Genomic DNA, 23,509 nt, shown 5'->3' on the forward strand with positions numbered 1-23,509 from the left:
GGGAGAACGTATGAAGCTCGCGGTCCGGCTTGCCTTGTCGGCGCTCGTCCTCGCACCCGTTGCCGCGTTCGGCGACAGCGCGCCGCGGGTGATCCTGGCCACGCCCGGCGTGGGCGACGGGTCGATCGAACGCTATACGATGCGCTTCAGCCAGCCGATGGCCGCCCTCGGCGATCCCCGCGCGGCATCGCCGTTCGACGTCGACTGCGCCGTCGGTGGCACCGGGCGATGGGCCGACCAGCAGACCTTCGTCTATGAATTCGCCACCCCGCTGCCGGGCGGGATCAAATGTGCGTTCAAGATCCGCGACGGGCTCAAGAGCGTCACCGGCTATGCGCTGGAAAGCGGGCAGACGTTCACCATCGATTCGGGCGGGCCGATGGCGCGCGCGATCCTGCCCGGCGCCAATGGCGACGAGATCGAGGAAGACCAGGTGTTCCTGATCGCCGCCAATCTGCCGCCCGCGCCCGCCTCGGTCGCGGCCAACGCCTATTGCGCGGTCGACGGGCTGGGCGAGAAGATCCCGGTCGACGTCCTGCCCGCCGATACCGCCGTCAAGGTGCTGGGTGCGATGGGCACCGACGATTACATCATTTCCGGCTTCCTCGAAAATGCCGGCCTGCCCGCGACGATCCCGGCCGCCGCCGCTGACCGCCGGAAGATGCTGGCTGGCATCGTCGCGCTCAAATGCCGCCGGCCGCTGCCGCCGGGGCGCGACATGGCGCTGATCTGGTCGGGCCGGATCGCGTCGGCCGGCGGCAAGCCGGCGGGCGCCGACCAGCGGTTCGACTATACCGTGCGCAAGCCGTTCACCGCGCGCTTCGAATGCTCGCGGACCAACGCCCAGGCCGGCTGCAGCCCGGTCGAGAAGGCCTATGTCCGCTTCTCCGCGCCGGTCGCGATGTCGACCGCGCAGGGCGTGCGCATCACCACCGCGGACGGCAAGACGCTGGCGCCGGTGTTCGACAAGGATGACCTGAAGAAGGCGACGATCAGCGACATCGCCTTTGCCGGGCCGCTGCCGTTCTCGACCACCGCCAAGGTCAGCCTGCCCGCCGGCGTCAAGGACGAGAGCGGTCGCCCGCTGTCGAACGCCGAGCGCTTCCCGCTCGACATCCGCCTCGATGCCGCGCCGCCGCTGGTCAAGTTCGCCGCACCCTTCGGCATCCTCGAGCTGAAGGAAGGCGGCGTCCTGCCGGTAACCGTGCGCAACGTCGAACCCGCCTTGCAGGGCCGGAACCTGGCGGTCGGCGGCCAGGCGCTGAAGGTCGACGGGTCGGACAGGCAGGTCGCCGGCTGGCTGCGCCGGGTCGGTTCCGCCGGCGACACCCAGGTCGACGAGGAGAAGCGCGGCGACGAGACCGTCCGCATCCAGAACACCGGCGCGACATCGATCCTGGCCGATCAGTCCGGCACCTCGGCGATGAGCGTCGGACTGCCCGGCAAGGGCAAGGATTTCGAGGTCGTCGGCATCCCGCTGGCCAAGCCCGGCTTCTACGTCGTCGAGCTGGCCAGCCCGGTGCTCGGCGAGGCGCTGCTCGGGCGCAGGGCACCGCGCTATGTCGCGACCGCCGCCCTGGTCACCAACATGGCGGTGCATTTCAAATGGGGCCGCGAGCGCAGCCTGGCCTGGGTCACGGCACTCGATACCGGCAAGCCGGTCGGCAATGCCGAGGTGCATGTGACCGACAGTTGCACCGGGCAGCTGCTGGCCAAGGGTGTCACTGACCGGCAGGGCGGGCTGTACGTCCCCGCCGGGCTGCCCGATCCCGAAACCTATGGCGGCTGCGACAGCGGTTCCAGCCACCCGCTGATGGTGTCGGCGCGCGCCGCCGACGATTTCAGCTTCGCGCTGACCCACTGGGGCGAGGGTATCCGGCCGTTCGATTTCGACCTGCCCTATGGCTATGAGGCCGCCGGCGAGATCTTCCACACCGTGTTCGACCGCACGCTCGTCCGCCAGGGCGAGACGATCCACATGAAGCATATCGTCCGCCAGCCGAACGGATCGGGCTTCACGCTGGCGCCGGGCTTTACCGGCACGTTGCGGTTGACGCATCGCGGATCCGACACCCAGTTCGACCTGCCGCTGACGATCGACGCCAACGGCATCGGCGAGACCGAATGGACCGCGCCCCAGGGCGCGCCGATGGGCGATTACGACCTATCGGTGATCGACGGCGACCGGACGATCTCGACCGAACAGTCGTTCAAGGTCGACGAGTACAAGCTGCCGACGATGCGCGCGACGGTGGCCGGGCCGAAGGACGCCGCGGTCCGGCCCAAGTCGCTGCCGCTCGATCTGTTCGTCGGTTACCTGGCGGGGGGCGGCGCCTCCAATTTGCCGGTCGAATTGCGCGTCGGCTATTTCGGACGGTCGGCGACGCCCGAGGGCTATGACGGCTATACCTTCGGCGGCGCGCTCGTCGCTGAGGGGACCAAGCCGCTCAACGGCGACGGCGACGAGGTGACGACGCCGCTGCCACCCACGCAGACGTTGCCCGCCACGCTGGGCGCCGACGGCACCGCGCGATCGACGGTCGAGGTGCCGGGGCTCGACGACGCGACCGACATGCTGGTCGAGATGGATTACCAGGACGCCAATGGCGACGTGCTGACCGCGTCGAAGCGCATCCCGATCTTCCCCTCGGCGGTGCAATTGGGGGTCAAGACCGACGGCTGGCTGATGAAGCAGGACGACCTCAGGCTGCGTTTCGTGGCGCTCGACACCGACGGCAGACCCCGCGCCGGCCAGCAGGTCCAGGTCGCGCTGTACAGCCGCCAGGTGCTGACCGCGCGGCGCCGGCTGATCGGCGGCTTCTACGCCTATGACAACCAGATGAAGACGGCCAAGCTCGCCGGCGCGTGCAGCGCGACGACCGACTCGCTGGGCCTTGCGCAATGCCAGGTCGATCCGGGCGTGTCGGGCGAGGTCTATGTCGTCGCCACCACCACCGACGCCAACGGCAACGTCGCGCGCGCGACAAGGTCCGTATGGCTGGCGGGCGACGACGAATGGTGGTTCGGTGGCGACAATGGCGACCGCATGGACGTCGTCCCCGAACAGCCCGCATACAAGGCCGGCGAGACCGCTCGGCTCCAGGTGCGCATGCCGTTCCGATCGGCCGAGGCGCTGGTCACCGTCGAGCGTGAGGGCGTGCTGTCGAGCTTCGTTACCGAATTGTCGGGGTCGAACCCGGTGGTCGAGGTCAAGATGCCGGCCAGCTATGCGCCGGACGTCTATGTCTCGGTGATGGCGGTGCGCGGGCGCGCGCAATCGGGATGGCTGTCGTGGCTGCGCGGCATCGGTCGCGCGATCGGGCTGGTCAAGGGACCCGACGAGACGCAGGAGCCGACCGCCTTGGTCGACCTCGCCAAGCCGAGCTATCGGCTGGGCATCGCTAAGGTGAAGGTGGGGCAGGAGGGGCATCAGCTGCAGGTCGCGGTCAAGGCCGACAAGCCCCGCTATGCCGCCCGCGATACCGCGATGGTCGATGTTTCGGTCCGCACCCCCGACGGCAAGCCGGCACGATCGGCCGAGGTTGCGTTCGCGGCCGTCGACCAGGCGCTGCTCCAGCTTGCGCCCAACGATAGCTGGAACCTGCTCGACGCGATGATGGGCGACCGGCCGCTCAGCGTCCTGACCGCGACCGCGCAGACCCAGGTGGTCGGCAAGCGCCATTACGGGAAGAAGGCGGTCGAGGCCGGCGGCGGCGGTGGCGGCGACCTGTCGGGGCTGAACCGCGAAAATTTCCAGCCGGTGCTGCTGTGGAAGGGCCGCGTCGCGCTCGATGCTCAGGGGCATGCCCGCGTGCCGGTCCAGCTCAACGATGCGCTGACCAGCTTCAGGCTGGTGGCGATCGCGACCGACGGCGCGCAATTGTTCGGCACCGGCATGGCCGATATCCGCAGCGCGCAGGACCTGACGGTCTATGCCGGCCTGCCCGGCCTGATACGCACCGGCGATTTCTACGCCGCGGGCTTCACGCTGCGCAACGGGTCCGACAAGCCGATGACGGTGACCGCGACGGTCGACCTGTTCCCGCGGGTCGCGACCGGCAGGCCGCTGACCGTGACGATCCCCGCCGGCGGCGCTGCCCCGGTGGCATGGAACCTGGCCGCGCCGATGGATCCGGGGCAGTTGAAATGGACGATCAGCGCGCGGTCGGCCGACGGCAAGGCGGTCGATCGGCTGACGACGGTGCAGGACGTCGTGCCCGCGGTTCCGACCGAGATCTGGGCGGCGACGCTGGCGCGGGTCGGCGCCGGCACGCTGATCCAGATCGCCCCGCCGACCGGCGCGCTGCCGGGGCGCGGCGTCGTCGACGTCCGCCTCGATGACAGCCTCGCGCCGCCTCTTGCCGGGGTGCGGGCCTATATGACCGCCTATCCCTATGATTGCTTCGAACAGCGGCTGAGCAGGATCGTCGCCCTGGGCGATACGGGCGGCTGGAATGCGCTGGCGGGCGAAATCCCGACCTATCAGGCCGATGACGGGTTGTTGCGTTACTGGCCGATGGCGTCGCTGTCGGGGTCGGAAGCGTTGACCGCCTATGTCCTGTCGCTGACCGCGGATGCCGGCCTGCCGATCCCGGAAGCGGCCAGGACCAGGATGGTCGAGGCGATGAAGGCGGTGCTCGACGGGCGGTTGCGGCACGAGGATTACGGCGACGTCCGCGTGCAGCGGCTGGCGGCGTTCAACGCGCTCGCCCGCGCGGGTGCGGCGACGTCGGCGATGGTCGGGCAGATCGGCCTGACCCCGGCCGAGATGACGACGGCGAGCCTGGCCGACTATATCGTCGCGCTCGACAAGGTGCCGGGCCTCGCCAACGCGCCCGCATTGCGCGGCGCGGCGGAGGCGACCCTGCGCACGCGGCTGGTCTATGAGGGCACGCGGCTCGATTTGTCGGACCAGGACAGCGCCGCCTGGTGGATGATGTCGTCGGGCGACGAGAGCGCGATCAAGGCGGTGGTCGCGACGCTCGGTCGCCCCGGCTGGGAAGACGATGCGGCCAAGATGATGGTCGGCGTCGCGCTGCGCCAGTCGCGCGGGCATTGGGATACGACCACCGCCAACGCCTGGGGCACGATCGCGGCCAAGAAGTTCGGCGAGCTGTATCCGGCCAGCGCGATCACCGGAACGACCAGCCTGATGCTCGGCGGCCAGGCGGTATCGCGGGCCTGGCCGTTGGCCGACGGCCAGCGGCTGGCGAGCTTCCCGCTGCCCGCGGCGGCCACCCCGCTCAGGCTGGCGCAGTCGGGCGGCGCCGGGCCTTGGGCGACGGTCCAGGTTTCGGCGGCGGTGCCGCTGACCCAGCCGCTCTATGCCGGCTACCGGATGACCAAGAAGGTCGAAGCCGTCTCGGCGCGCGTCCCCGGGCAATTCACCCGCGGCGACGTGCTTAAGGTGACGATCACGGTCGAGGCGACCGCCGAACGCAATTGGGTGGTGATCAACGATCCGATCCCGGCCGGCGCGACGATCATCGGCGATCTCGCCAACCAGTCGTCGATGCTCGGCACTACCGAAAGCGAGGGTCTCTCGCCCAGCTATGTCGAGCGCGGCCGCGACGCCTGGAAAGCCTATTTTGCGTGGGTGCCGCGTGGCTCGTTCACCGTCGCCTATACGATGCGCCTCAACGGCGCCGGCCGGTTCGGGCAGCCGTCGACACGGGTCGAGGCGATGTATTCGCCGTCGATCCGCGCGCAGCTGCCCAACCCCGCGGTGACGATCGCCCAGCGGTGACTGAGCGGAGGACCGGAAAGACGATGCAAGCCAGGGTGCGGACCCTTAGGATGCTCGTGCCAGCGATGACCGTCCTGACGGGAGCGTGCGACACCACGCTGGACCACAAGCCGATGCTCGCCCGTTGCGAGCAGCAGATACGCGCCCGGGTTGCCGTCCCCGCCAGCTTTCGGGTGATCGCCACCTCGCCGCCTGTCGAAATCGTGCAATTCGCCAGTTCGAAGCGTGAATCCCAGTGGATCTTCTTTCAGGTCGCCGGCACGGACGGGGCGATCCATCGGGTCAATGTGCCTTGCACGCTTGGCGAGCCGCTGATCGATGTCAACGATCCCTTGACCGTGCTGAAGAACGCCGGGTCCGCGACCGCCGGCACCGGCACCAACGCGGCGGGCGCCGACGCGCGATGATCCTGCGCCGGATCGCCGCGATCGAGGCGTGGGTCGATGATGCCGTCGCCCGGTTCGGCCGCCGGCTGCGCAATGGCTGGCCACCGCGCCGGGGGCCAGTCGCGGTCGCCGCGCTGGGGTGTCTCGCGGTCGCCGCCGGAATGGTCGATTATCTGACGCTGCCGCCGCCGCTTCCTGATTACCGTACGGTGCGCGCGCGGTGGCAGCCGTCCGAGGCGTGGCTGTACGATCGCAACGGCGTGCTGATCGATTCGTCCCGGGTCGATTTCGCGCAACGCCGCCTCGCCTGGGTGCCGATCGACAAGGTCGCCCCGGCCGCGCGCACGATCCTGGTCGCCGCCGAGGATCACCGTTTCTATGCGCATGGCGGCGTCGACTGGCTGGCGACGGGCGGCGCGCTGCGCGACCGGCTGGAAGGGCGCGCCTCCCGCGGCGCGTCGACGCTGTCGATGCAGGTGGCGGGGTTCCTCGCGCCCGATTTGGCGCGGCCGGGCGCGCGCGGCTGGCTCGACAAATTGCGTCAGATGCGCGCGGGGCTGGCAATCGAGCGCGGGTGGAGCAAGGACCAGATCCTTGAGGCATATCTCAACCTCGCGGGATTTCGCGGCGAGGCGCAGGGAATCGGCGCCGCCGCGCTCGGGCTGTTCGGCAAGACTCCCGACGCGCTGGCCCGCGACGACGCGTTGCTGCTGGCGGCATTGCTGCCCGATCCGCGCGCCGGCCCGGCGACGATCGCCAGGCGCGCCTGCATATTGTCGCGTGAGAAGGAGTGCGCGCGGTTCGAAGGCGCGGCCTATTCGATGCTGGGCCCCGCACGCAGCCTGATGCTCGACCCCGGCCTTGCCCCGCATCTCGCGCAACGCCTGCTGACCAAGCCTGGCGCCAAGGTGACGACGACGATCGATGCCGCGGTCCAGCGGGTCGCGATCGCCGCGCTCAAGCGCCAGCTGGAGGGCCTGGGCGGCAGCCGTGCGCGCGACGGCGCGGTGGTGGTGATCGACAATGCCGGGGGCGACGTGCTCGCCTATGTCGGCGGGATCGGTGGCAATTCGACCGCCTCCTCCGTGGACGGCGCGAATGCCTATCGTCAGGCGGGATCGACGCTGAAACCGTTCCTTTACGCCCAGGCGATCGAGAAGGGATATCTCACCCCCGCCTCGATCCTGGACGATTCGCCGGTGCAGCTGGACACCGCGTCCGGCCTCTATGTCCCACAGAATTACGACAAGGGGTTCAAGGGGCCGGTTTCGGCGCGCTCGGCGCTGGCGGGGTCGCTCAACGTGCCGGCGGTGCGGACGCTGCTGCTGGTCGGGGTCGATGCGTTCCGCGACCGGCTGTGGGACAGCGGCTATCGCGGGCTGGTCGAGGATGGCGATTATTACGGATTCAGCCTGGCGCTGGGTTCGGCCGAGGTGACGCTGCTCGAACAGGCCAATGCCTATCGCAGCCTGGCCAATAGTGGGCGCTGGGCGCCTTTGCGCCTGCTCGCCGACGATCCCCGGCCGGCACCGCGCGCTGTCGTCGGCACCGCGGCGGCGTGGATCGTCGCCGACATGATGGCCGACGCCAATGCCCGCGCGGTTACCTTCGGGCTCGATTCGTCACTTCGCCTGCCGTTCTGGGCGGCGGTCAAGACCGGGACGTCGAAGGCGATGCGCGACAATTGGTGCGTCGGCTTCAGCGACCGCTATACCGTCGCGGTATGGGTCGGAAACCTGGAGGGCGATCCGATGCGCGCGGTGTCGGGGACCAGCGGCGCGGCGCCGGTATGGCGCGACGTCATGCTGGCGCTGCACGCCGACCGGGCAAGCACGGCGCCGGCCATGCCGGCCGGGGTCGAGGCGCGATCGATCCGGTTCGAGGGCAATATCGAACAGCCACGCCGCGAATATTTCCTGCGCGGCACCGGCATGACGCTGGTGGCATCCACCCCGGGCGAGGCGCGCCGCCCGCGGATCACCAACCCGGTGACCGGCAGCGTCTATGCGATCGACCCCGACATTCCGATCGATCGCCAGCGGCTGGCGGTCGCCGTATCCGGCGATGCGGCGACGCACCGGCTGGTGCTCGACCGCCGCGACCTGGCATCGGCCGACGCCGCGCCGCTGATCCTGCCCGGCCCCGGGCGCCATCGTCTGGCGCTGGTCGACCTGGGCGGCAGGATCGTCGACCAGGTGGTCTTCACCATGCGTTAAAGGCCGTCTTGTTCAGCGGCACCAACCCGCTTCTCACCGGGCGTCAGAGCGAAGCGAGGCCTCCGGGCATTCGGGCCTATGGCTGGTCGCGCCCGTTGCCGCCCCCGGTGCCGGCGCCCGTCGTGCCGACGGCGCCGATATTGCCGAACAATTCCTGAAAGAACGAGCGCTTGCGGCCCAGCGTCGGTGTGGTCTTGCCATAGGGATTGACCGCCGCGACCTGCGCCATGCCCATCCTGGTGATCGAGGACACCGTCCCGCGCTGGTCGAAGCTGATCTTCAGCGTGACCTGCTCGCTGGGACGCGGGTTGCGGAATGCCAGGTTGCGGCTGTCGCGGGCGACATAATACCAGTCGCCGTTGTTGAATTGGCTGGCGAAGCTCGGCTTGCCCAGCGTCTGCACCACCGACGCCCGGTTATCGACGCCCGGCTGGACCGAATTGACCAGGTCGGCATCGATCAGATAGCCCTGGTGCGAGCGCAGCTGGGTACAGCCGGCGGTCATCGCCGCCGCCGCCATCATCGCCGCCAGCCCCAATGTCCGAAGGGCCTTGGTCATCATCGTCTCCCGCGCGCTCAAGCATAACCGGCACCGCGATTGCATCGCGGGCCGTTCGCCTCAATATGCGGGTGGCGGCGGACGCACAAGGTAGCGGTGACGATGGGCTTATTCGAGCGGTTCAGGAAACGCGACGCGGCGGCGTCGCTCTACGCAGCGATCGTCGCGCGCGCGCGCCAGCCGCACTGGTTCGAGGACGGGCAGGTTCCCGACAGCGTCGACGGACGGTTCGACATGATCGCCGCGGTGCTGGCGATGGTGCTGCTCAGGCTGGAGACCGAGCCGGCCGGCGCCGAGCCGGCGGCGCGGCTGACCGAGCGGTTCGTCGAGGACATGGACGGCCAGTTGCGCCAGATCGGCATCGGCGACATCGTCGTCGGCAAGCATATCGGCAAGATGATGGGGATGCTGGGCGGGCGGCTGGGCGCCTATCGCGCCGGACTGGCGGCGGGCGACGTCAAGCCGGCGTTGCTGCGCAACCTCTATCGCGGCGTGGCACCCGGCCCGGCGGCGCTGGCCCATAGCGAAGCGGCTTTGGTCGCGCTGCGCGACGCCATGGCCGGCGTGAGCGTGGCCGAGCTGGCGTCGGGCACGCTGCCGTGAAAGCCGAATTCTCGCGACCGGTACGCATTGAGACGCTGGGCGAAGGCGAGCGCGCCATCGAAATCGCCGCCGATGCGACCGAATGCGCGGCGCTGGCCGAGCGGTTCGGCCTGCTCGCTGTCGACCGGCTGGAGGCACGCTTCGCGGTACGGCGCGAGGCCGGGGCGATCGCCGCCACTGGCCAGGTGACGGCGACGCTGGTCCAGGCGTGCAGCGTGACTGGCGACCCATTGCCCGCCACGGTCGACGAGGAGGTGGCGCTGCGCTTCGTCGACGACGATGCGGCGACCGGCGACGAGATCGAGCTGACTGACGACGACCTCGACGTCATTGCCTATGACGGCGGCGCGATCGACCTGGGTGAAGCGGCTGCCGAGACGATGGCCCTGGCGCTCGACCCTTTTCCGCGCGGCCCCCGCGCCGCCCACGCGTTGCGCGAGGCAGGCGTGATCGGCGAAGAAGAGGCCGGCCCGTTCGGCGCGCTGGCCGGGCTGAAGGACAAGCTGGCGGCACGCTGAGTCCGATCGCGGCTCAGAACACCGGTTTTTTACGCGCAGCGCCTTTACCTGTCGTTGCGATGGCGCAACAAGGACGCAGCACCGATTCCCTGGGAGGAAATGCCATGCGTTTGTCGTTATGCATCGCCGCGCTCGTGTCGATGAACGTCTCGCCCGCGCATGCCGCCGTTACCCCCCGTGGACAGACGATAGCGATCGCCTGTGCCGGGCCGGTGGCGGTCGCCGCGCGCAAGGTGGCGATCACCAACGGCATCAAGCTCGGCAGCGACCCCAAGGCCTGTTTCGGCAAGATGCAGATCTTCGACGGGCCCAGTTTCCAATATGTCGTGGTGGTGCCGTCGGTGACCTGCCCGGGCGGCAAGGCCGTCGATGTCTACGGCAAGTCCAATGCCGGATCGTGGTACAGCTATTTCGAAAAGCCGGTGTGCGGCTCCCGCGTATCGATCGGGCCCGAAAACCAATGGGGTGACTGGATGATCACGGTCGACGGCAAGCATTATGACAGCCGCGGCGCATATTATATCCTGGTGCCCTGATCCGGCGAGGGAACGCCAGGCCGAACAGCCTTAGTCGGCGTCTGGCCCCAGTCCCGGATCGAGGTCGCGCGGCCGGACGAACTTGGTGAGGGTGATGGCGCGCGGCGTGAAATCCGCCCAGCGATCGACCTCAGCGGTGGTGACCGCCATGCTGCAGGTCGGGAATTTCGCCTCGACCGCGTCGCGCAGCGGGTTGTCGGGGATATCGGCGACCAGCGTCAGGATCAGATCCTCCAGACCCGGATTATGCCCCGACAGCAACAGGCCGCCATGGTCGTCCGCCGTCGACTGGACGAGATCGAGCAAGGTCGCCGCCGACGCCAAATAGACGCGGCGATCCCAGACCGGTTCGATTGCGCGGCCATATCCTTCGGCCACCTCGTTCAGCGTCTCGACCACCCGCGCCGCCGGCGAGGCGATTGCGTGGTCCCAAGCCACGCCGGAATCGCGCATGTGGCGGCCCATCAGGCGCGCGGCACGCTTGCCCTTGGGATTGAGACGACGGTCGAAGTCGCGGACCCCCTGGTCGTCCCAACCCGATTTGGCGTGGCGGAGCAGGGTCAGGGTCTTCATGCCGGCTCCGTCACGAGGCGTCGATCGCTTCATGCCCCAGCCGCGCGGTGGAGGAAAGCCGCGATCGCACGCGGGCGACCGCTTCGTCGAGCGGCACGCGCGCGATCGGCACTCCCGGCGGAAAGGCGCTGAGCAGCCGCGAGGGCATAGCCGCCGACAACAGCACGAAGGCGCCGCGATCATCGGCCCGGCGGATCAGCCGGCCGAACGCCTGCGCCAGCCGCGCGCGGACCAGCCGGTCGTCATAAGCCGCACCGCCGCCGGCCAGGCGCCGCGCCGCGTGCAGCATTGTCGGCTTGGCCCAGGGCACGCCCTCGAGGATCACCTGGCGCAATGAATCGCCGGGCACGTCGACCCCGTCGCGCAAGGCATCGGTGCCGATCAGCGAGGCGCGCGGCTCGTCGCGGAACATGTCGATCAGCGTTCCCGGATCGATCGGATCGACATGCTGGGCATAAAGCGGCAGCCCGGCACGCGCCAGCCGGTCGGCGATTCGCGCATGCACTCCGCGCAGTCGGCGGATCGCGGTGAACAGCCCCAAGGTACCGCCGCCCGCCGCCTCGATCAGCCGGGCATAGGCATTGGCCAGGCTCGCAAGGTCGCCGCGCCGGATATCGGTGACGATCAATATCTCGGCCTGGGCGACATAGTCGAACGGGCTGGCCGCGGCGAAGCGCGCGGCGGCGCGATCGAGATGGGGAACGCCGGCGCGCGCTTCCGCCACCGCCCAGTCCTCGTCGCCGCTGCGTAGCGTCGCCGACGTCACCAGCACGCCGTGCGCGGGCTTGAGCACGGTCGCGGCCAGCGGTCGTGTCGGATCGAGCCAGCGGCGGTGGAGGCCGATGTCCCATTCGCGTTCCTCGACCCGCTCGACGCTTAGCCAGTCGACGAAATCGGGGTCGACCGGGCCGCCGATCCGCGCGAGTAGGCCAACCCAGGCACCAACCGTTTCCGCCCGCCAGCCGAGCGAGGCCACCGCGCCATCGATCCGCGCGCGCGCCTGGCCGTCCATCCAGTCGGGCGCCTCGGCGAGTACCGCCTCCAGCCGCTGGCCTAGCGCGATCAGCGGGCGGAGCAGCGCCTCCAGCGCATGCGCCGCGGTCGCCGCCGCCTCGACCAGTGCGGGCGGCGGCTCGGCCAGTTCGGTCTCCAGCGCATAGCCGGCATCGGCCTCCTGCTCGGCGCGCGCATAGACCAGCCCGCGCGTCGCGGCGAGCAGCGCCTCGACCGCGCCCAACGGATCGCCTTCCGCAACGCGCAGCAGCCAGCCGTCGCTGGCCAGCGCGCGCGCCGCCGCGATCGCCTCCGTAACCGCGCGGCCCCCGGCCTCGTCATAGCTGGCGACGTCGGACAGCCGCGCCGCCAGCCCGCGCCGCCGGCCGCGCGCGGCGTTTTCCGGTCCGACGATCCAGCGGCGCAGCTCGATCGTCTCCTGCCCGGTCAAAGCGACGCCGAACATCGCATCGGCGGCGTCGAACAGATGGTGCCCCTCGTCGAACACATAGCGCGTCGGGCGGTTGTTGGTCTCGCGCCCACGCGTGGCGTTGACCATCACCAACGCGTGGTTGGCGATGACGATATCGGCCTCGGCACTGGCGCGCGCGGCGCGTTCGATGAAGCATTTGCGATAATGCGGGCAGCCGGCATAGACGCATTCGCCGCGCCGGTCGGTCAGCGCGGTCGATCCGTTGCGGCGGAAGAGGGTCAGCAGCCACCCCGGCAGGTCGCCGCCGATCATGTCGCCGTCGGCGCTGTACGCCGCCCAGCGCGCGACCAGCTGCGCCAGGATCGCGGCACGGCCGGCGAATCCGCCCTGCAACGCGTCCTCCAGGTTGAGCAGGCACAGGTAATTCTCGCGGCCCTTGCGCGTCACCACGCGGCGGCGGCGCTCGGCGGGGTCGGGGATCAGCCGCACGGTCTCATGATTGAGCTGGCGTTGCAGCGCCTTGGTATAGGTCGATATCCACACCGCGCCGCCCGCGGCCTCCGACCACAGGCTGGCCGGCGCCAGATAGCCCAGCGTCTTGCCGATCCCCGTTCCCGCCTCGGCCAGCACCATGTTGGGCGAATCGCGGATCACGCGCGGGGCGAAGGCGGCACCGGCGGCATCGGCAAAGGCGCGCTGGCCGGGGCGCTGCTCGGCGCCGTGGCCGGTCAGCGTGGCGAGCCGTTCGGCGATGGCGTCGCTGCTCAGGATGACCGGGCGGGGCGCGGGGCGGGGCGCGCCCTCGCTCCATTCGGGCAGTTTGGAAAACAGCCAGCGCTCGCCTTGGACCGGGCGCGCCAGCCGCTCGACCAGCAGCGGCGCCCACGGCCAGCGCTGCCGCGCGAGGCTATGCGCTGCGGTCCACGCGCCGTCGCGTTCGGGCCAGTCGCCCACTGGGATCGCGAGCAACGCCGCAGCGGCGTCGCGCAGGAACACGGCGATCGCAGCCTCGTCCTCCGGCGGCGCCAGCCCGAGCAGCCGCGCCAGCCCACGCGGCGTAGGCGGCAGGAAGTGCGCGGGCCTGAGGAAGGCGAACAGTTCGAGCAGGTCGAGCCCCGACAATTCGGCATGGCCCAGCCGCTGGCTGACCAGGGGCGCGTTCAGCACGATCATCGGCGTGTCGGCGGCGCGCCGGATCGCCTCGCTCCGCCCGACCGCGCGCGCGCTATCGGCATCGGCGATCCAGACGCCGGCGTGGCTCGCGTGGAGCGCGGGATAGGGCAACGGTAACGTCATCGGGCAAACCGACGATGTACCCTTTTCGTTCCGGAAAGCCAGCGGGTTGTCGTCCGGCAGCAACTACCGCCCACCGTCCTCACACGGCCTCCCCTGTTCTCTGCCAATCCAACACACTTGAAATGTAGGATTGTTGCTGACAGCGTAGACAGGTTCTTTGTCATCGTCAGCCGCCCTGCCAATCCGCCATGTGGGCGATACGGGCTGGCGCACGCTCGTGCGCCGATAGACGGGCGTCCATGCCGCTGCTGCCGGACGGTATGGCGAAATGGCCCGACCCCGTGAACTTTCGTGAACTTAGGGCACGCCGTCCCCTCTCCTTGGCAGAGGAACGGGTTACCATACGCCGCGCTGGCGTGGTAAGCGGCGCTTCGCTAGACGCGCGCGATCATGACCCTGACTTCCGACCTGCGCGCCGCCGCGCTCGATGCCAAGGCCTGGCCGTATGAAGAGGCGCGCAAGCTGCTCAAGCGGTATCCGGACGGCAAGTCCGATGGCGCGCCGGTCATCTTCGAAACCGGCTATGGCCCCTCGGGCCTGCCGCATATCGGCACGTTCAACGAGGTGCTGCGCACGACCATGGTGCGCCGCGCGTTCGAGACGCTGTCCGACACGCCGACCCGGCTGATCGCCTTTTCGGACGACATGGACGGGTTGCGCAAGGTGCCGGACAACGTTCCGAACAAGGCGATGCTGGCCGAGCATCTCGGCAAGCCGCTGACCCGCATTCCCGATCCGTTCGGCACGCATGACAGCTTTGCGGCGCATAACAACGCGTTGCTGCGGCAATTCCTCGATCAGTTCGGCTTCGACTATGATTTCGCCTCGGCGACGGATTATTACGCGCAAGGCCGGTTCGACGATACGCTGAAGAGCGTGCTGCGTCACTATCGGGCGATCCTTGACGTGATGCTGCCGACGCTCGGGCCTGAACGCCGCGCAACCTATTCCCCCGTGCTGCCGGTCAGCCCGACCAGCGGCATTGTCCTCCAGGTGCCGGTCGACGTGGTCGACGCCGATGCTGGACTGATCGCGTTCGAGGATGCGGGCGAGCGGATCGAACAGAGCGTGCTTGGCGGGCGGGCCAAGCTGCAGTGGAAGGTCGACTGGGCGATGCGCTGGGTCGCGCTGGGCGTCGATTACGAGATGGCGGGCAAGGATCTGATCGATTCGGTGACACAATCGTCCCGCATCTGCCGCGTGCTCGGCGGGCGCCCGCCTGACGGCTTCAACTACGAGATGTTCCTTGACGAAAAGGGCGAGAAGATCTCGAAGTCGAAGGGCAACGGCCTGAGCCTGGAGCAATGGCTGACCTATGGTCCCGAGGAGAGCCTGGCATTCTTCGCCTATCGCGAGCCGCGCAAGGCCAAGCAGCTGCATATCGGCGTGATCCCGCGCGCGATCGACGATTACTGGCAGTTTCGCGGCAATTATGCCGACCAGCCGGTCGATCAGCGGCTGGGCAATCCGGTCCACCACATCCATGACGGCCCGCCGCCCGCCGAAACGCTGCCGGTGACGTTCGGACTGCTGCTCAATCTGGTCGGCGTGATGGGGGGCGACGCGACGCGCGAACAGGTGTGGGGGTATCTCGGCAATTACGTGCCCGATGCGTCGCCCGGCCGCTATCCCGCGCTGGACCGGCTGATCGACCATGCGCTGGCGTATAACCGCGATTACGTCGCACCGACGCTGCGCCGGCGTGCCCCCCAGGGCATCGAGGTCGAGGCGCTGCGGCGGCTCGATGCCGCCCTCGCCGCCCTCCCCATCAAGGCAAGCGCCGAGGACATCCAGACTCTGGTCTATGAAATCGGCAAGACCGCCGGGTTCGACAATTTGCGCGACTGGTTCAGGGCGCTGTACGAAACGCTGCTGGGGTCGAGCCAGGGGCCGCGGATGGGGAGCTTCGTCGCGCTCTACGGGATCGACAATACGCGCCGACTGATCGCCGAGGCGCTGGCGCGGTGAAGGCGTTCTTCCACCGGCGGCAATTGCTGCACGCGCCCACCAGGGAGCTGCACAATGGCGGCTTCACCGATTACGCCGAGACGCCCGCACGGGCCGAAGCGATCCTGGCGGCAATCGGCGACGTACAGATGCCCGGAGACTTCGGCGAGAAGCCGATCCTGGCGGTCCATGACGCAGGCTATGTCGAGTTCCTGAAGACCGCCGCCGAACGCTGGGCGGCGGCGGGGCGGCCCGGCGATGTCACGGGCTATGTCTGGCCGGTGGTGCGGCGGCGCGCATTGGCGCTCGACCGGATCGACGCGCTGGTCGGCCGCTACAGTTTCGACGCATCGAGCCCGATCACTGCCGATACCTGGACCAGCGCCTATTGGAGCGCGCAATCGGCGCTCGCCGCGACGCAAGCGGTGCTGTCCGGCGAGCGCTCGGCGTTCGCCCTGTGCCGTCCGCCGGGACATCATGCCGGGGCCGATTATCTCGGCGGATACTGCCACCTGAACGTCGCCGCAATCGCCGCGCAGGCGGCGCGCGATGCCGGCGTCCGCCGCGTTGCGATCCTCGACATCGACTATCATCACGGCAACGGCACCCAGGACATCTTCTGGGAACGCGGCGACGTATTCTACGCCAGCATCCACGCCGATCCGGCGAGCGACTATCCGTTCTACTGGGGGCATGCCGACGAGGTCGGCGAAGGCAACGGCGCGGGGGCGACGCTCAACCTGCCCCTGCCCCGCGGCACCGGCCTGGCGGTGTTCCGTCGCACGCAGGGGATGGCGCTGGAGGCGATCGCCGCGTTCGGCGCGGAGCTGCTGGTCGTCAGCTTCGGCGCCGACACTTATGCCGGCGACCCGATCTCGTCGTTCAAGCTAGAGACGCCTGATTATGCGGTCCTCGCCGCCGACATCGCCGCTGCCTGTTTGCCCACCGTTATCATGATGGAAGGCGGCTATGCGGTCGACGCGCTCGGCGACAACGTGGCGAGCCTTCTGCTGGGGTTCGCGGGCTGAGTGCCCGTCGGCCACGCGTGGCTATCGGGCGGTATTCTCGCCCGCCGCCGGCTCGGGATAATCCTCGGGCTTGACCGATCCCTGGTTCTTGACCGCTTGCAGGTCGTCCACGTCTCGCGCCTTGCCATTGTCCTTGAAGTTACCGCCGGGCTTGTTCGGTTGCTTGTCCATATGCGTCCTCCTCGCCTGCTGAACGCGGGCGCGGCGCGCGGGTTGCGTCAGAGGTTCTCGATGACGTTCGGCCGCGTCTTGTTGGCCATGATGTCGACGACGCCGCCCTTTTCCAGGGTGCCTGGGCTGCCGGTCGTCTTGTAGCTGCTGGTGTGGATCTGGCTGTCGGGCGGCGACGTATAGCGGACGAACACCTCGATCTTGCGCTTGAGCGTCATGCCGGCATAGGCCGAGCGGTCGCGGAGCAATGCCTCTGCCTCGTCGCAATTCATGTCGTCGGTCCATTCGCGACGCTTGGCGACGCCGTAATATCTGGTCCGCTCCAGGCTGCATTGCGATCGGATGTCGTCGATCCGCGCCTGGACCTCGACATAGTTCAGCGCGCGATCGGTATAATAGAAGCCCATACCGCCGATCACGACGACACCGAGCAATCCAAGGCGAAAGATCAGTCCCCGGAACATCGATCACCCCCGCTTTCCTGGCGACAGGACAGTAACGGCGATCAGGTTACCAAGGGATAAGCGCGTCTCATGACGGGCGCGGCGTCGCGGGAGCAAGTCCAGCGCGCTCCGCTCTCCCCTACAATTTCGACGTAAGCTCGGGCACCAGCTTGAACAGGTCCCCGACCAGGCCGATGTCGGCAACCTGGAAGATCGGTGCGTCCTCGTCCTTGTTGATCGCGATGATCGTCTTCGAATCCTTCATCCCCGCCAGATGCTGGATAGCGCCCGAAATGCCCACCGCGATATAGACTTCCGGCGCGACGATCTTGCCGGTCTGCCCGACCTGATAGTCGTTGGGCGCGTAGCCGGCATCGACCGCCGCCCGGCTGGCGCCCACGCCCGCGCCGAGCTTATCGGCCAGCGGCTCGATCAGTGCATGGAAATTGTCGCTGTTCTGGAGCGCGCGGCCGCCCGAGACGATGATCTTGGCGCTGGTCAGTTCGGGGCGTTCGGACTTGGCGATCTCGCTGCCGACATAGGTCGATACACCCTTGTCGCCGGTCGATCCGACCGCCTCGATGGTGCCGGAGCCACCGTCGGTCGCGGCCTTCTCGAACGCGGTGCCGCGCACCGTGATGACCTTCTTGGCATCTTTCGTCTGGACGGTCGCGATCGCGTTGCCGGCATAGATCGGGCGCGTGAAGATATCCTCGCCCTCGACCGACAGGATGTCGCTGATCTGCATCACGTCGAGCAACGCGGCGACCCGCGGCGCGATGTTCTTGCCGTTGGAGGTTGCGGGCGCGAGGAAGGCGTCGTGATGCCCCATCAGTTCGGCGACCAGCGGGGCGACGTTTTCGGCGAGCGCATTGGCGTACGCTGCGTCGTCGGCAACGTAGACCTTGTCGACGCCGGCAATCTTCGCCGCTTCGGCGGCAACCCCATCGACGCCCTGACCGGCGACCAGCAGATGCACCTCGCCAAGCTGAGACGCGGCGGTGACCACGGCGAGCGTGGCATCCCTGACGGACGTGCCGTCATGTTCGACCCAGACCAACGTCTTCACTTGGCAACTCCCATCGCCTTCAGCTTGCCCACCAGTTCGTCGACATCGGCGACCTTGATGCCGGCGGTGCGCTTGGCCGGCTCGACGACCTTCAGCGTGGTCAGCCGTGGACTGACGTCGACGCCATAATCGCCGGGTGTCTTCTGCGCCATCGGCTTCGACTTGGCCTTCATGATGTTGGGCAGCGAGGCATAGCGGGGCTCGTTGAGGCGCAGGTCGACCGTGACGATCGCCGGCAGCGTCAGCTTCTCGGTCTCCGATCCGCCATCGACCTCGCGTGTCACGGTGACGCTGTCGGGCGCCAGTTCGAGCTTCGACGCAAACGTCGCCTGGCCCGCGCCCATCAACCCGGCGAGCATCTGCCCGGTCTGGTTGTTGTCGTCGTCGATCGCCTGCTTGCCCAGGATGACGAGGTCGGGCTTCTCCTCGTCGACGATCGCCTTCAAGAGTTTGGCAACGCCCAACGGCTCGACCTTCTCTTCGCTGACCACCAGGATCGCGCGATCGGCACCCATCGCCAGCGCGGTGCGCAGCGTCTCCTGGCTCTTCGCCTCGCCGATCGAAACGGCGACGATCTCGGTGACGCCCCCGCCATTCTTGCCTTCCTTCAGGCGGATGGCTTCCTCGACCGCGATCTCGTCGAACGGGTTCATGCTCATCTTGACGTTGGCGAGGTCGACCCCCGTCCCGTCCGCCTTCACCCGGGGCTTCACGTTATAGTCGAGCACGCGCTTGACCGGCACCAGCACCTTCATGCTTAAATCCTTTGAACCAGCCAACATCGGGCCCGCCAGCAGGCGATCAACGTGGCGCCTCCATACAAGATGCCGAAGCACCAATTAAACAGCACGTAAGACACAGCGCCGAGGCCATCGAGATCGCCTCTCGCGTCCGCTTCGGTCGGAACATAAGCAACCGAGATCACGGTCAGCAGCCATGCCATCGCCAGCGTGGCGGTCGCTCCCAGCCCTAACCGACCGAACCGCGATGTGCACGGTCCTATGATAAGCAACAGGCCTGCCGTAAAGCCGCAGAAAATCGCAAGCTCCAACACGATCTAGGCCGCCTGCACACGAGGCTTCACGTTGTAGTCGAGCATGCGCTTGACGAGCACCGGCACCTTCATCGCTTGTTCCTCAGTTCGTCAGGTCCAACCTGCGCTCGATACGGTCGAGCCGGTCGGCGAATCGATCGATCTGCGACTGCATGTGCGCGGTGACTTCAGCGTCGCTCACCAGGTCACGGCGAAGACCGAGAACCGCCGTGTGCGTTTCCGACTGCCGAAGCTTCAGCTCGCGTATGTCATACTGCATGCTGTCGAGCGTCGCCTGAAACTTTTTTAGATGCTCCAGCATCAGGTTCTCGACGTTGTCGGCCATGTCGCTGTCCTCAAGCCGCCTTCACCTCGGCGACGATCTTGCGGGCTGCATCGCCCAGATCGTTCGCCGGCACGATCGCCAGCCCCGAGCCCGACAGGATCGCCTTGCCCTGCTCGACGTTCGTGCCCTCCAGCCGAACCACCAGCGGCACCGACAGGTTCACTTCCTTCGCCGCCGCGACGATGCCGTCGGCGATGATGTCGCACTTCATGATGCCGCCGAAGATGTTGACCAGGATGCCCTTCACGTTCGGATCGGCCAGGATGATCTTGAACGCCGCGGTCACCTTCTCCTTCGACGCACCGCCGCCGACGTCGAGAAAGTTGGCCGGGAACATCCCATTCAGCTTGATGATGTCCATCGTTGCCATGGCGAGGCCCGCGCCGTTGACCATGCAGCCGATGTCGCCATCGAGCTTGATATAGGCGAGGTCGTATTTCGACGCCTCCAGCTCGGCCGGGTCTTCCTCACTTTCGTCACGCAGGTCCACAAGGTCCTTGTGGCGGAACAACGCGTTGCCGTCGAAACCGACCTTGGCGTCAAGCACCATCAGCTTGCCGTCGTCGGTCACCGCGAGCGGGTTGATCTCGATCTGCTCGGCATCGGTGCCGAGGAACGCGTCGTACAGCTTCGCCGCCACGTTCGCCGCCTGTTTGGCGAGGTCGCCAGTCAGCTCCAGCGCCGCCGCAACCGCGCGGCCGTGATACGGCATGAAGCCGGTCGCGGTGTCGATGTCGATCGCATGGATCTTCTCGGGGCTTTCGTGCGCGACGGTCTCGATATCCATCCCGCCCTCGGTCGACGCTACCATCGACACGCGCCCGGTCGCGCGGTTAACCAGCAAGGCGAGGTAGAATTCCTTGGCGATGTCGACGCCGTCGGTCACGTACAGCCGGTTGACCTGCTTGCCGTGCTCGCCGGTCTGCACCGTGACCAGCGTGTTGCCGAGCATGTCGGTCGCCGCCGCGCGAACCTCGTCGGGGGTCTTGGCCAGCCGCACGCCGCCCTTGGCGTCTGGGCCGAGTTCCTTGAACTTGCCCTTGCCGCGCCCCCCGGCGTGAATCTGCGCCTTGACGACATAAAGCGGCCCGGGGAGTTTGCCCGCGGCCGCGACTGCTTCGTCGACCGACATTGCGGCAAAGCCGGCCGGAACGGGGACGCCGAACTTGGCCAGCAGCTCCTTTGCCTGATATTCATGGATGTTCATCGGGGCGCTACAACCTTTTCAGGAGAACCTTTGCACTGGCCTAAAGCACAGGGTGGGGGATGAATCCACCCCCGCCGTCGGCTATGGCGGGCGCTGGCAGGGACTTCGTAATGGGGACGAGACGATGTGGCAGGACATCAGGGAGTTTTACGCCGCCAGCTGGAAGTTCGCGCTGGCGGTGCCGATCCTGTTCCTGATCCCGCCCCTGTTTGAATTCGCCCAGCATGTCGCGGAAATCCATATCGGCATGTATGCCAACCGCGCTGCGGCAAAAGCGCTGGCGAACAATGACGTGCGCCTGGGATTCGGTTTCGCCAAGACGGTGGCGCTGATCCTGCCGGGTTACTGGTTCACCCGCTTCATGGCGTGGGACGACGCGCGCAAGGCTGGTCGGCCGGATCGGCCCGCATTCGCGTTGTGGCTGATCCTGTTCGCCGCCCAGGCTGCGCTCCAGGCCTTCACCCTGTTCGGGCCGTCGATCGGCGCCTTGATCGGCCTGGCGGGACAGCCGGCCCAGGTCGCGAGCGCCGCATTGGCCTTGGTCGCGGGTATCGCCGGGATGTGGCTCACCGCGTGGGGCGTCGCCTGGCCCCTTGGCAATGCCGCGTGCGGCCCGATTCAATCGGTCAAGGTCATGGCCGGCAGCTTTTGGCGGACAATGGGATATACGCTGGCAGGCGTCCTGCCGCTGATGGTCGTGCATTACGCGTTGGGGCTGGGTGCGATAGGACTGCCGGCCTGGGCGTATTGGCCGATGCTGGCGATCGACGCCGTCGCAGTAGGGTTCCTGGCTTGCGCGATGGCGGGCAGCGCTTTCGTCGCGGCGCGCCATGCCGCACGGCGCAACGACTACCCGCTGATCCCGCCCCGGTAAGACGATGTATTGCGGCCCAAGCCTCGCTATAATGGGGGATGCACTGGACGGTCGGGACACTGCTCTTTCTTGCCACCATCGTTGGGATGGAGGGATTCGCGTACGTCGCGCACCGCTGGGTGATGCATGGGGCGGGCTGGTTCCTCCATGCCAGCCACCACCGCCCGCGTACCGGCAATTGGGAACTGAACGACCTCTATGCGGTGATCTTCGCCGCGCCTTCGATCGTCCTGTTGCTCGGCGGCGTGCAGTTGGGCTGGTGGCCGGGCTGCGCGTGGATCGGCGCGGGCATTGCCGGCTATGGCGCGATCTATTTCGGGTTCCACGACGTCATCGTCCACCGCCGCATCGCCACCCGATACCTGCCGAAATCGGCGTACATGAAGCGCATCGTCCAGGCGCATCGCCTGCACCACGTCGTCGAGACGAGGCGCGGCACGGTCAGCTTCGGCTTCCTGTGGGCGCCCAGCCCCGCCCGGCTGAAGGCCGCGCTGAGGGGCCGGGGCGGTCGCGGCATGAGGTTGCCGGGCGGCACCCGAAATGCCGGTTCCTGAATAATCGACTGACTTGCGGGTCTGCGCCCTAATCAAACAGGCTCGACACCGACGATTCATCGGCGATGCGGCGAATCGCCTCGGCGAGCAGCGGCGCGATCGTCAGGTGTCGGATCTTGGCCGTGTCGTGGATCACCTCGTGATTGCCGATCGAATCGGTGATGACCAGCTCGGCGAGCGCCGATCCCTCAACCCGCGCCACCGCCCCCCCCGACAGCACGCCATGCGTGACATAGGCGACAACGCCCTGGGCGCCGGCTTCCTTCAGCGCGGCGGCGGCATTGGCCAGCGTACCGGCCGAATCGACGATGTCGTCGATCAGGATGCAGAATCGCCCCTCGACGTCGCCGATGATGTTCATCACCTCGCTTTCGCCGGCGCGTTCGCGGCGCTTGTCGACGATCGCCAGGGGAGCGTTGTCGAGCCGCTTGGCCAGCACCCGCGCGCGCACCACCCCGCCGACATCGGGCGACACGACCATCAGGTTGCGGCCCTTGTACCGTGCCAGGATGTCCGCCGACATGACCGGCGCGGCGAACAGATTGTCGGTGGGGATGTCGAAGAAGCCCTGGATCTGCCCGGCATGGAGATCGATCGACAGCACGCGGTTGGCGCCCGCCACGGTGATCAGGTTGGCAACCAGCTTGGCCGAGATCGGCGTTCGCGGGCCTGGTTTCCGATCCTGCCTGGCATAGCCGAAATAGGGCACGACCGCGGTGATCCTTTTGGCCGACGCGCGCTTCAGTGCGTCGATGCAGATCAGCAATTCCATCAGATTGTCGTTCGCTGGAAAGCCGGTCGATTGCAGCACGAACACGTCCTCGCCACGAACATTCTCGTTGATCTCGACGAACACCTCCTCATCGGCGAAGCGGCGCACGCTCGCGTCGGTCAGCGGCAGTTCGAGATATTGGGCAATCGCCCTGGCCAGCGGCAGGTTCGAATTGCCGGTCATCAACTTCATGCGCGCCCCCTGGA

20 protein-coding genes are annotated in these 23,509 nt (G+C 67.8%); 10 read left to right on the forward strand and 10 right to left on the reverse strand.

Annotated features, from left to right (window positions below; translation table 11 throughout):
• Positions 1 to 10 precede the first annotated feature (10 nt).
• The 3 genes from ACFE7K_RS11740 (at position 11) to pbpC (ending at position 8,348) form a co-directional block, all read left to right on the forward strand.
• A complete protein-coding gene (locus ACFE7K_RS11740; protein ID WP_375398380.1) occupies positions 11 to 5,746 on the forward strand; it encodes an alpha-2-macroglobulin in 5,736 nt (1,911 codons plus the stop codon).
• Positions 5,747 to 5,811: 65 nt separating this feature from the next.
• Entirely contained in the window at positions 5,812 to 6,153 is a 342-nt protein-coding gene (locus ACFE7K_RS11745) for a hypothetical protein (RefSeq protein WP_375398381.1), read from the forward strand.
• A gap of 140 nt (positions 6,154 to 6,293) precedes the next feature.
• Complete coding sequence (pbpC, locus tag ACFE7K_RS11750; protein ID WP_375398410.1) at positions 6,294 to 8,348, forward strand: penicillin-binding protein 1C; 2,055 nt, start codon at positions 6,294 to 6,296, stop codon at positions 8,346 to 8,348.
• 76 nt (positions 8,349 to 8,424) lie between these two features.
• On the opposite strand, the gene ACFE7K_RS11755 is transcribed toward pbpC, so the two are convergent.
• Positions 8,425 to 8,907, reverse strand: a complete 483-nt coding sequence (locus ACFE7K_RS11755; RefSeq protein ID WP_375398382.1) for an outer membrane protein assembly factor BamE — start codon at positions 8,905 to 8,907, stop codon at positions 8,425 to 8,427.
• Positions 8,908 to 9,009: 102 nt separating this feature from the next.
• On the opposite strand from ACFE7K_RS11755, the gene ACFE7K_RS11760 reads away from it, so the two are divergent.
• From ACFE7K_RS11760 to ACFE7K_RS11770, 3 genes are all read left to right on the forward strand, one after another.
• Entirely contained in the window at positions 9,010 to 9,510 is a 501-nt protein-coding gene (locus tag ACFE7K_RS11760; protein WP_375398383.1) for a ubiquinol-cytochrome C chaperone family protein, read from the forward strand.
• Positions 9,507 to 10,028, forward strand: coding sequence for a DUF177 domain-containing protein (locus ACFE7K_RS11765; RefSeq protein WP_375398384.1), 522 nt, complete (start codon positions 9,507 to 9,509; stop codon positions 10,026 to 10,028). The genes ACFE7K_RS11760 and ACFE7K_RS11765 overlap by 4 nt, the downstream gene beginning before the upstream one ends.
• 104 nt (positions 10,029 to 10,132) lie before the next feature.
• Positions 10,133 to 10,564 carry a hypothetical protein gene (locus tag ACFE7K_RS11770; protein ID WP_375398385.1) on the forward strand — a complete coding sequence of 144 codons (432 nt, stop codon included), beginning with the start codon at positions 10,133 to 10,135 and terminating at the stop codon, positions 10,562 to 10,564.
• A 30-nt stretch (positions 10,565 to 10,594) separates the two neighbouring features.
• On the opposite strand, the gene ACFE7K_RS11775 is transcribed toward ACFE7K_RS11770, so the two are convergent.
• Positions 10,595 to 11,137: a histidine phosphatase family protein gene (locus tag ACFE7K_RS11775; RefSeq protein WP_375398386.1), complete on the reverse strand. Its 543-nt coding sequence runs from the start codon at positions 11,135 to 11,137 to the stop codon at positions 10,595 to 10,597.
• Between the two features lie 10 nt (positions 11,138 to 11,147).
• Entirely contained in the window at positions 11,148 to 13,859 is a 2,712-nt protein-coding gene (locus tag ACFE7K_RS11780) for an ATP-dependent DNA helicase (RefSeq protein ID WP_375398387.1), read from the reverse strand.
• A 390-nt stretch (positions 13,860 to 14,249) separates the two neighbouring features.
• On the opposite strand from ACFE7K_RS11780, the gene ACFE7K_RS11785 reads away from it, so the two are divergent.
• Positions 14,250 to 15,827: a lysine--tRNA ligase gene (locus ACFE7K_RS11785; protein ID WP_375398388.1), complete on the forward strand. Its 1,578-nt coding sequence runs from the start codon at positions 14,250 to 14,252 to the stop codon at positions 15,825 to 15,827.
• Positions 15,824 to 16,834, forward strand: coding sequence for a histone deacetylase family protein (locus ACFE7K_RS11790; RefSeq protein WP_375398389.1), 1,011 nt, complete (start codon positions 15,824 to 15,826; stop codon positions 16,832 to 16,834). Before ACFE7K_RS11785 ends, ACFE7K_RS11790 begins: the two co-directional genes overlap by 4 nt.
• 21 nt (positions 16,835 to 16,855) lie before the next feature.
• On the opposite strand, the gene ACFE7K_RS11795 is transcribed toward ACFE7K_RS11790, so the two are convergent.
• From ACFE7K_RS11795 to sucC, 6 genes are all read right to left on the reverse strand, one after another.
• Positions 16,856 to 17,005: a hypothetical protein gene (locus tag ACFE7K_RS11795; protein ID WP_375398390.1), complete on the reverse strand. Its 150-nt coding sequence runs from the start codon at positions 17,003 to 17,005 to the stop codon at positions 16,856 to 16,858.
• 47 nt (positions 17,006 to 17,052) lie between these two features.
• Entirely contained in the window at positions 17,053 to 17,469 is a 417-nt protein-coding gene (locus ACFE7K_RS11800) for a hypothetical protein (RefSeq protein ID WP_375398391.1), read from the reverse strand.
• A 118-nt stretch (positions 17,470 to 17,587) separates the two neighbouring features.
• Complete coding sequence (locus ACFE7K_RS11805) at positions 17,588 to 18,517, reverse strand: electron transfer flavoprotein subunit alpha/FixB family protein (protein ID WP_375398392.1); 930 nt, start codon at positions 18,515 to 18,517, stop codon at positions 17,588 to 17,590.
• The gene (locus ACFE7K_RS11810; RefSeq protein ID WP_375398393.1) at positions 18,514 to 19,272 is read right to left on the reverse strand and encodes an electron transfer flavoprotein subunit beta/FixA family protein; all 759 of its coding nucleotides are present in this window, start codon (positions 19,270 to 19,272) and stop codon (positions 18,514 to 18,516) included. The genes ACFE7K_RS11805 and ACFE7K_RS11810 overlap by 4 nt, the downstream gene beginning before the upstream one ends.
• A gap of 381 nt (positions 19,273 to 19,653) precedes the next feature.
• The gene (locus tag ACFE7K_RS11815) at positions 19,654 to 19,896 is read right to left on the reverse strand and encodes a hypothetical protein (protein ID WP_375398394.1); all 243 of its coding nucleotides are present in this window, start codon (positions 19,894 to 19,896) and stop codon (positions 19,654 to 19,656) included.
• A 10-nt stretch (positions 19,897 to 19,906) separates the two neighbouring features.
• Positions 19,907 to 21,103, reverse strand: a complete 1,197-nt coding sequence (gene sucC, locus ACFE7K_RS11820) for an ADP-forming succinate--CoA ligase subunit beta (RefSeq protein WP_375398395.1) — start codon at positions 21,101 to 21,103, stop codon at positions 19,907 to 19,909.
• A gap of 52 nt (positions 21,104 to 21,155) precedes the next feature.
• Between sucC and ACFE7K_RS11825 the strand changes: the two genes are divergently transcribed.
• Both ACFE7K_RS11825 and ACFE7K_RS11830 read left to right on the forward strand, forming a co-directional pair.
• A complete protein-coding gene (locus tag ACFE7K_RS11825) occupies positions 21,156 to 21,977 on the forward strand; it encodes a hypothetical protein (RefSeq protein ID WP_375398396.1) in 822 nt (273 codons plus the stop codon).
• 38 nt (positions 21,978 to 22,015) lie between these two features.
• Positions 22,016 to 22,531, forward strand: coding sequence for a beta-carotene hydroxylase (locus tag ACFE7K_RS11830; RefSeq protein ID WP_375398397.1), 516 nt, complete (start codon positions 22,016 to 22,018; stop codon positions 22,529 to 22,531).
• Positions 22,532 to 22,559: 28 nt separating this feature from the next.
• On the opposite strand, the gene ACFE7K_RS11835 is transcribed toward ACFE7K_RS11830, so the two are convergent.
• A complete protein-coding gene (locus ACFE7K_RS11835; protein ID WP_375398398.1) occupies positions 22,560 to 23,495 on the reverse strand; it encodes a ribose-phosphate pyrophosphokinase in 936 nt (311 codons plus the stop codon).
• Positions 23,496 to 23,509: the final 14 nt, after the last annotated feature.

Origin of the sequence: uncultured Sphingomonas sp. (genome assembly GCF_964244265.1) — a bacterium.
GTDB lineage: Bacteria > Pseudomonadota > Alphaproteobacteria > Sphingomonadales > Sphingomonadaceae > Sphingomonas.

Bases quoted from the DNA above. Each gene is read 5' to 3' on its own strand.
- ACFE7K_RS11740 (WP_375398380.1), top strand. From the start codon at position 11: ATGAAGCTCGCGGTCCGGCTTGCCTTGTCGGCGCTCGTCCTCGCACCC.
- ACFE7K_RS11745 (WP_375398381.1), top strand. From the start codon at position 5,812: ATGACCGTCCTGACGGGAGCGTGCGACACCACGCTGGACCACAAGCCG.
- pbpC (WP_375398410.1), top strand. From the start codon at position 6,294: ATGGTCGATTATCTGACGCTGCCGCCGCCGCTTCCTGATTACCGTACG.
- ACFE7K_RS11755 (WP_375398382.1), bottom strand. From the start codon at position 8,907: ATGACCAAGGCCCTTCGGACATTGGGGCTGGCGGCGATGATGGCGGCG.
- ACFE7K_RS11760 (WP_375398383.1), top strand. From the start codon at position 9,010: ATGGGCTTATTCGAGCGGTTCAGGAAACGCGACGCGGCGGCGTCGCTC.
- ACFE7K_RS11770 (WP_375398385.1), top strand. From the start codon at position 10,133: ATGCGTTTGTCGTTATGCATCGCCGCGCTCGTGTCGATGAACGTCTCG.
- ACFE7K_RS11775 (WP_375398386.1), bottom strand. From the start codon at position 11,137: ATGAAGACCCTGACCCTGCTCCGCCACGCCAAATCGGGTTGGGACGAC.
- ACFE7K_RS11780 (WP_375398387.1), bottom strand. From the start codon at position 13,859: ATGACGTTACCGTTGCCCTATCCCGCGCTCCACGCGAGCCACGCCGGC.
- ACFE7K_RS11785 (WP_375398388.1), top strand. From the start codon at position 14,250: ATGACCCTGACTTCCGACCTGCGCGCCGCCGCGCTCGATGCCAAGGCC.
- ACFE7K_RS11795 (WP_375398390.1), bottom strand. From the start codon at position 17,005: ATGGACAAGCAACCGAACAAGCCCGGCGGTAACTTCAAGGACAATGGC.
- ACFE7K_RS11800 (WP_375398391.1), bottom strand. From the start codon at position 17,469: ATGTTCCGGGGACTGATCTTTCGCCTTGGATTGCTCGGTGTCGTCGTG.
- ACFE7K_RS11810 (WP_375398393.1), bottom strand. From the start codon at position 19,272: ATGAAGGTGCTGGTGCCGGTCAAGCGCGTGCTCGACTATAACGTGAAG.
- ACFE7K_RS11815 (WP_375398394.1), bottom strand. From the start codon at position 19,896: ATGGCCGACAACGTCGAGAACCTGATGCTGGAGCATCTAAAAAAGTTT.
- sucC (WP_375398395.1), bottom strand. From the start codon at position 21,103: ATGAACATCCATGAATATCAGGCAAAGGAGCTGCTGGCCAAGTTCGGC.
- ACFE7K_RS11830 (WP_375398397.1), top strand. From the start codon at position 22,016: ATGCACTGGACGGTCGGGACACTGCTCTTTCTTGCCACCATCGTTGGG.
- ACFE7K_RS11835 (WP_375398398.1), bottom strand. From the start codon at position 23,495: ATGAAGTTGATGACCGGCAATTCGAACCTGCCGCTGGCCAGGGCGATT.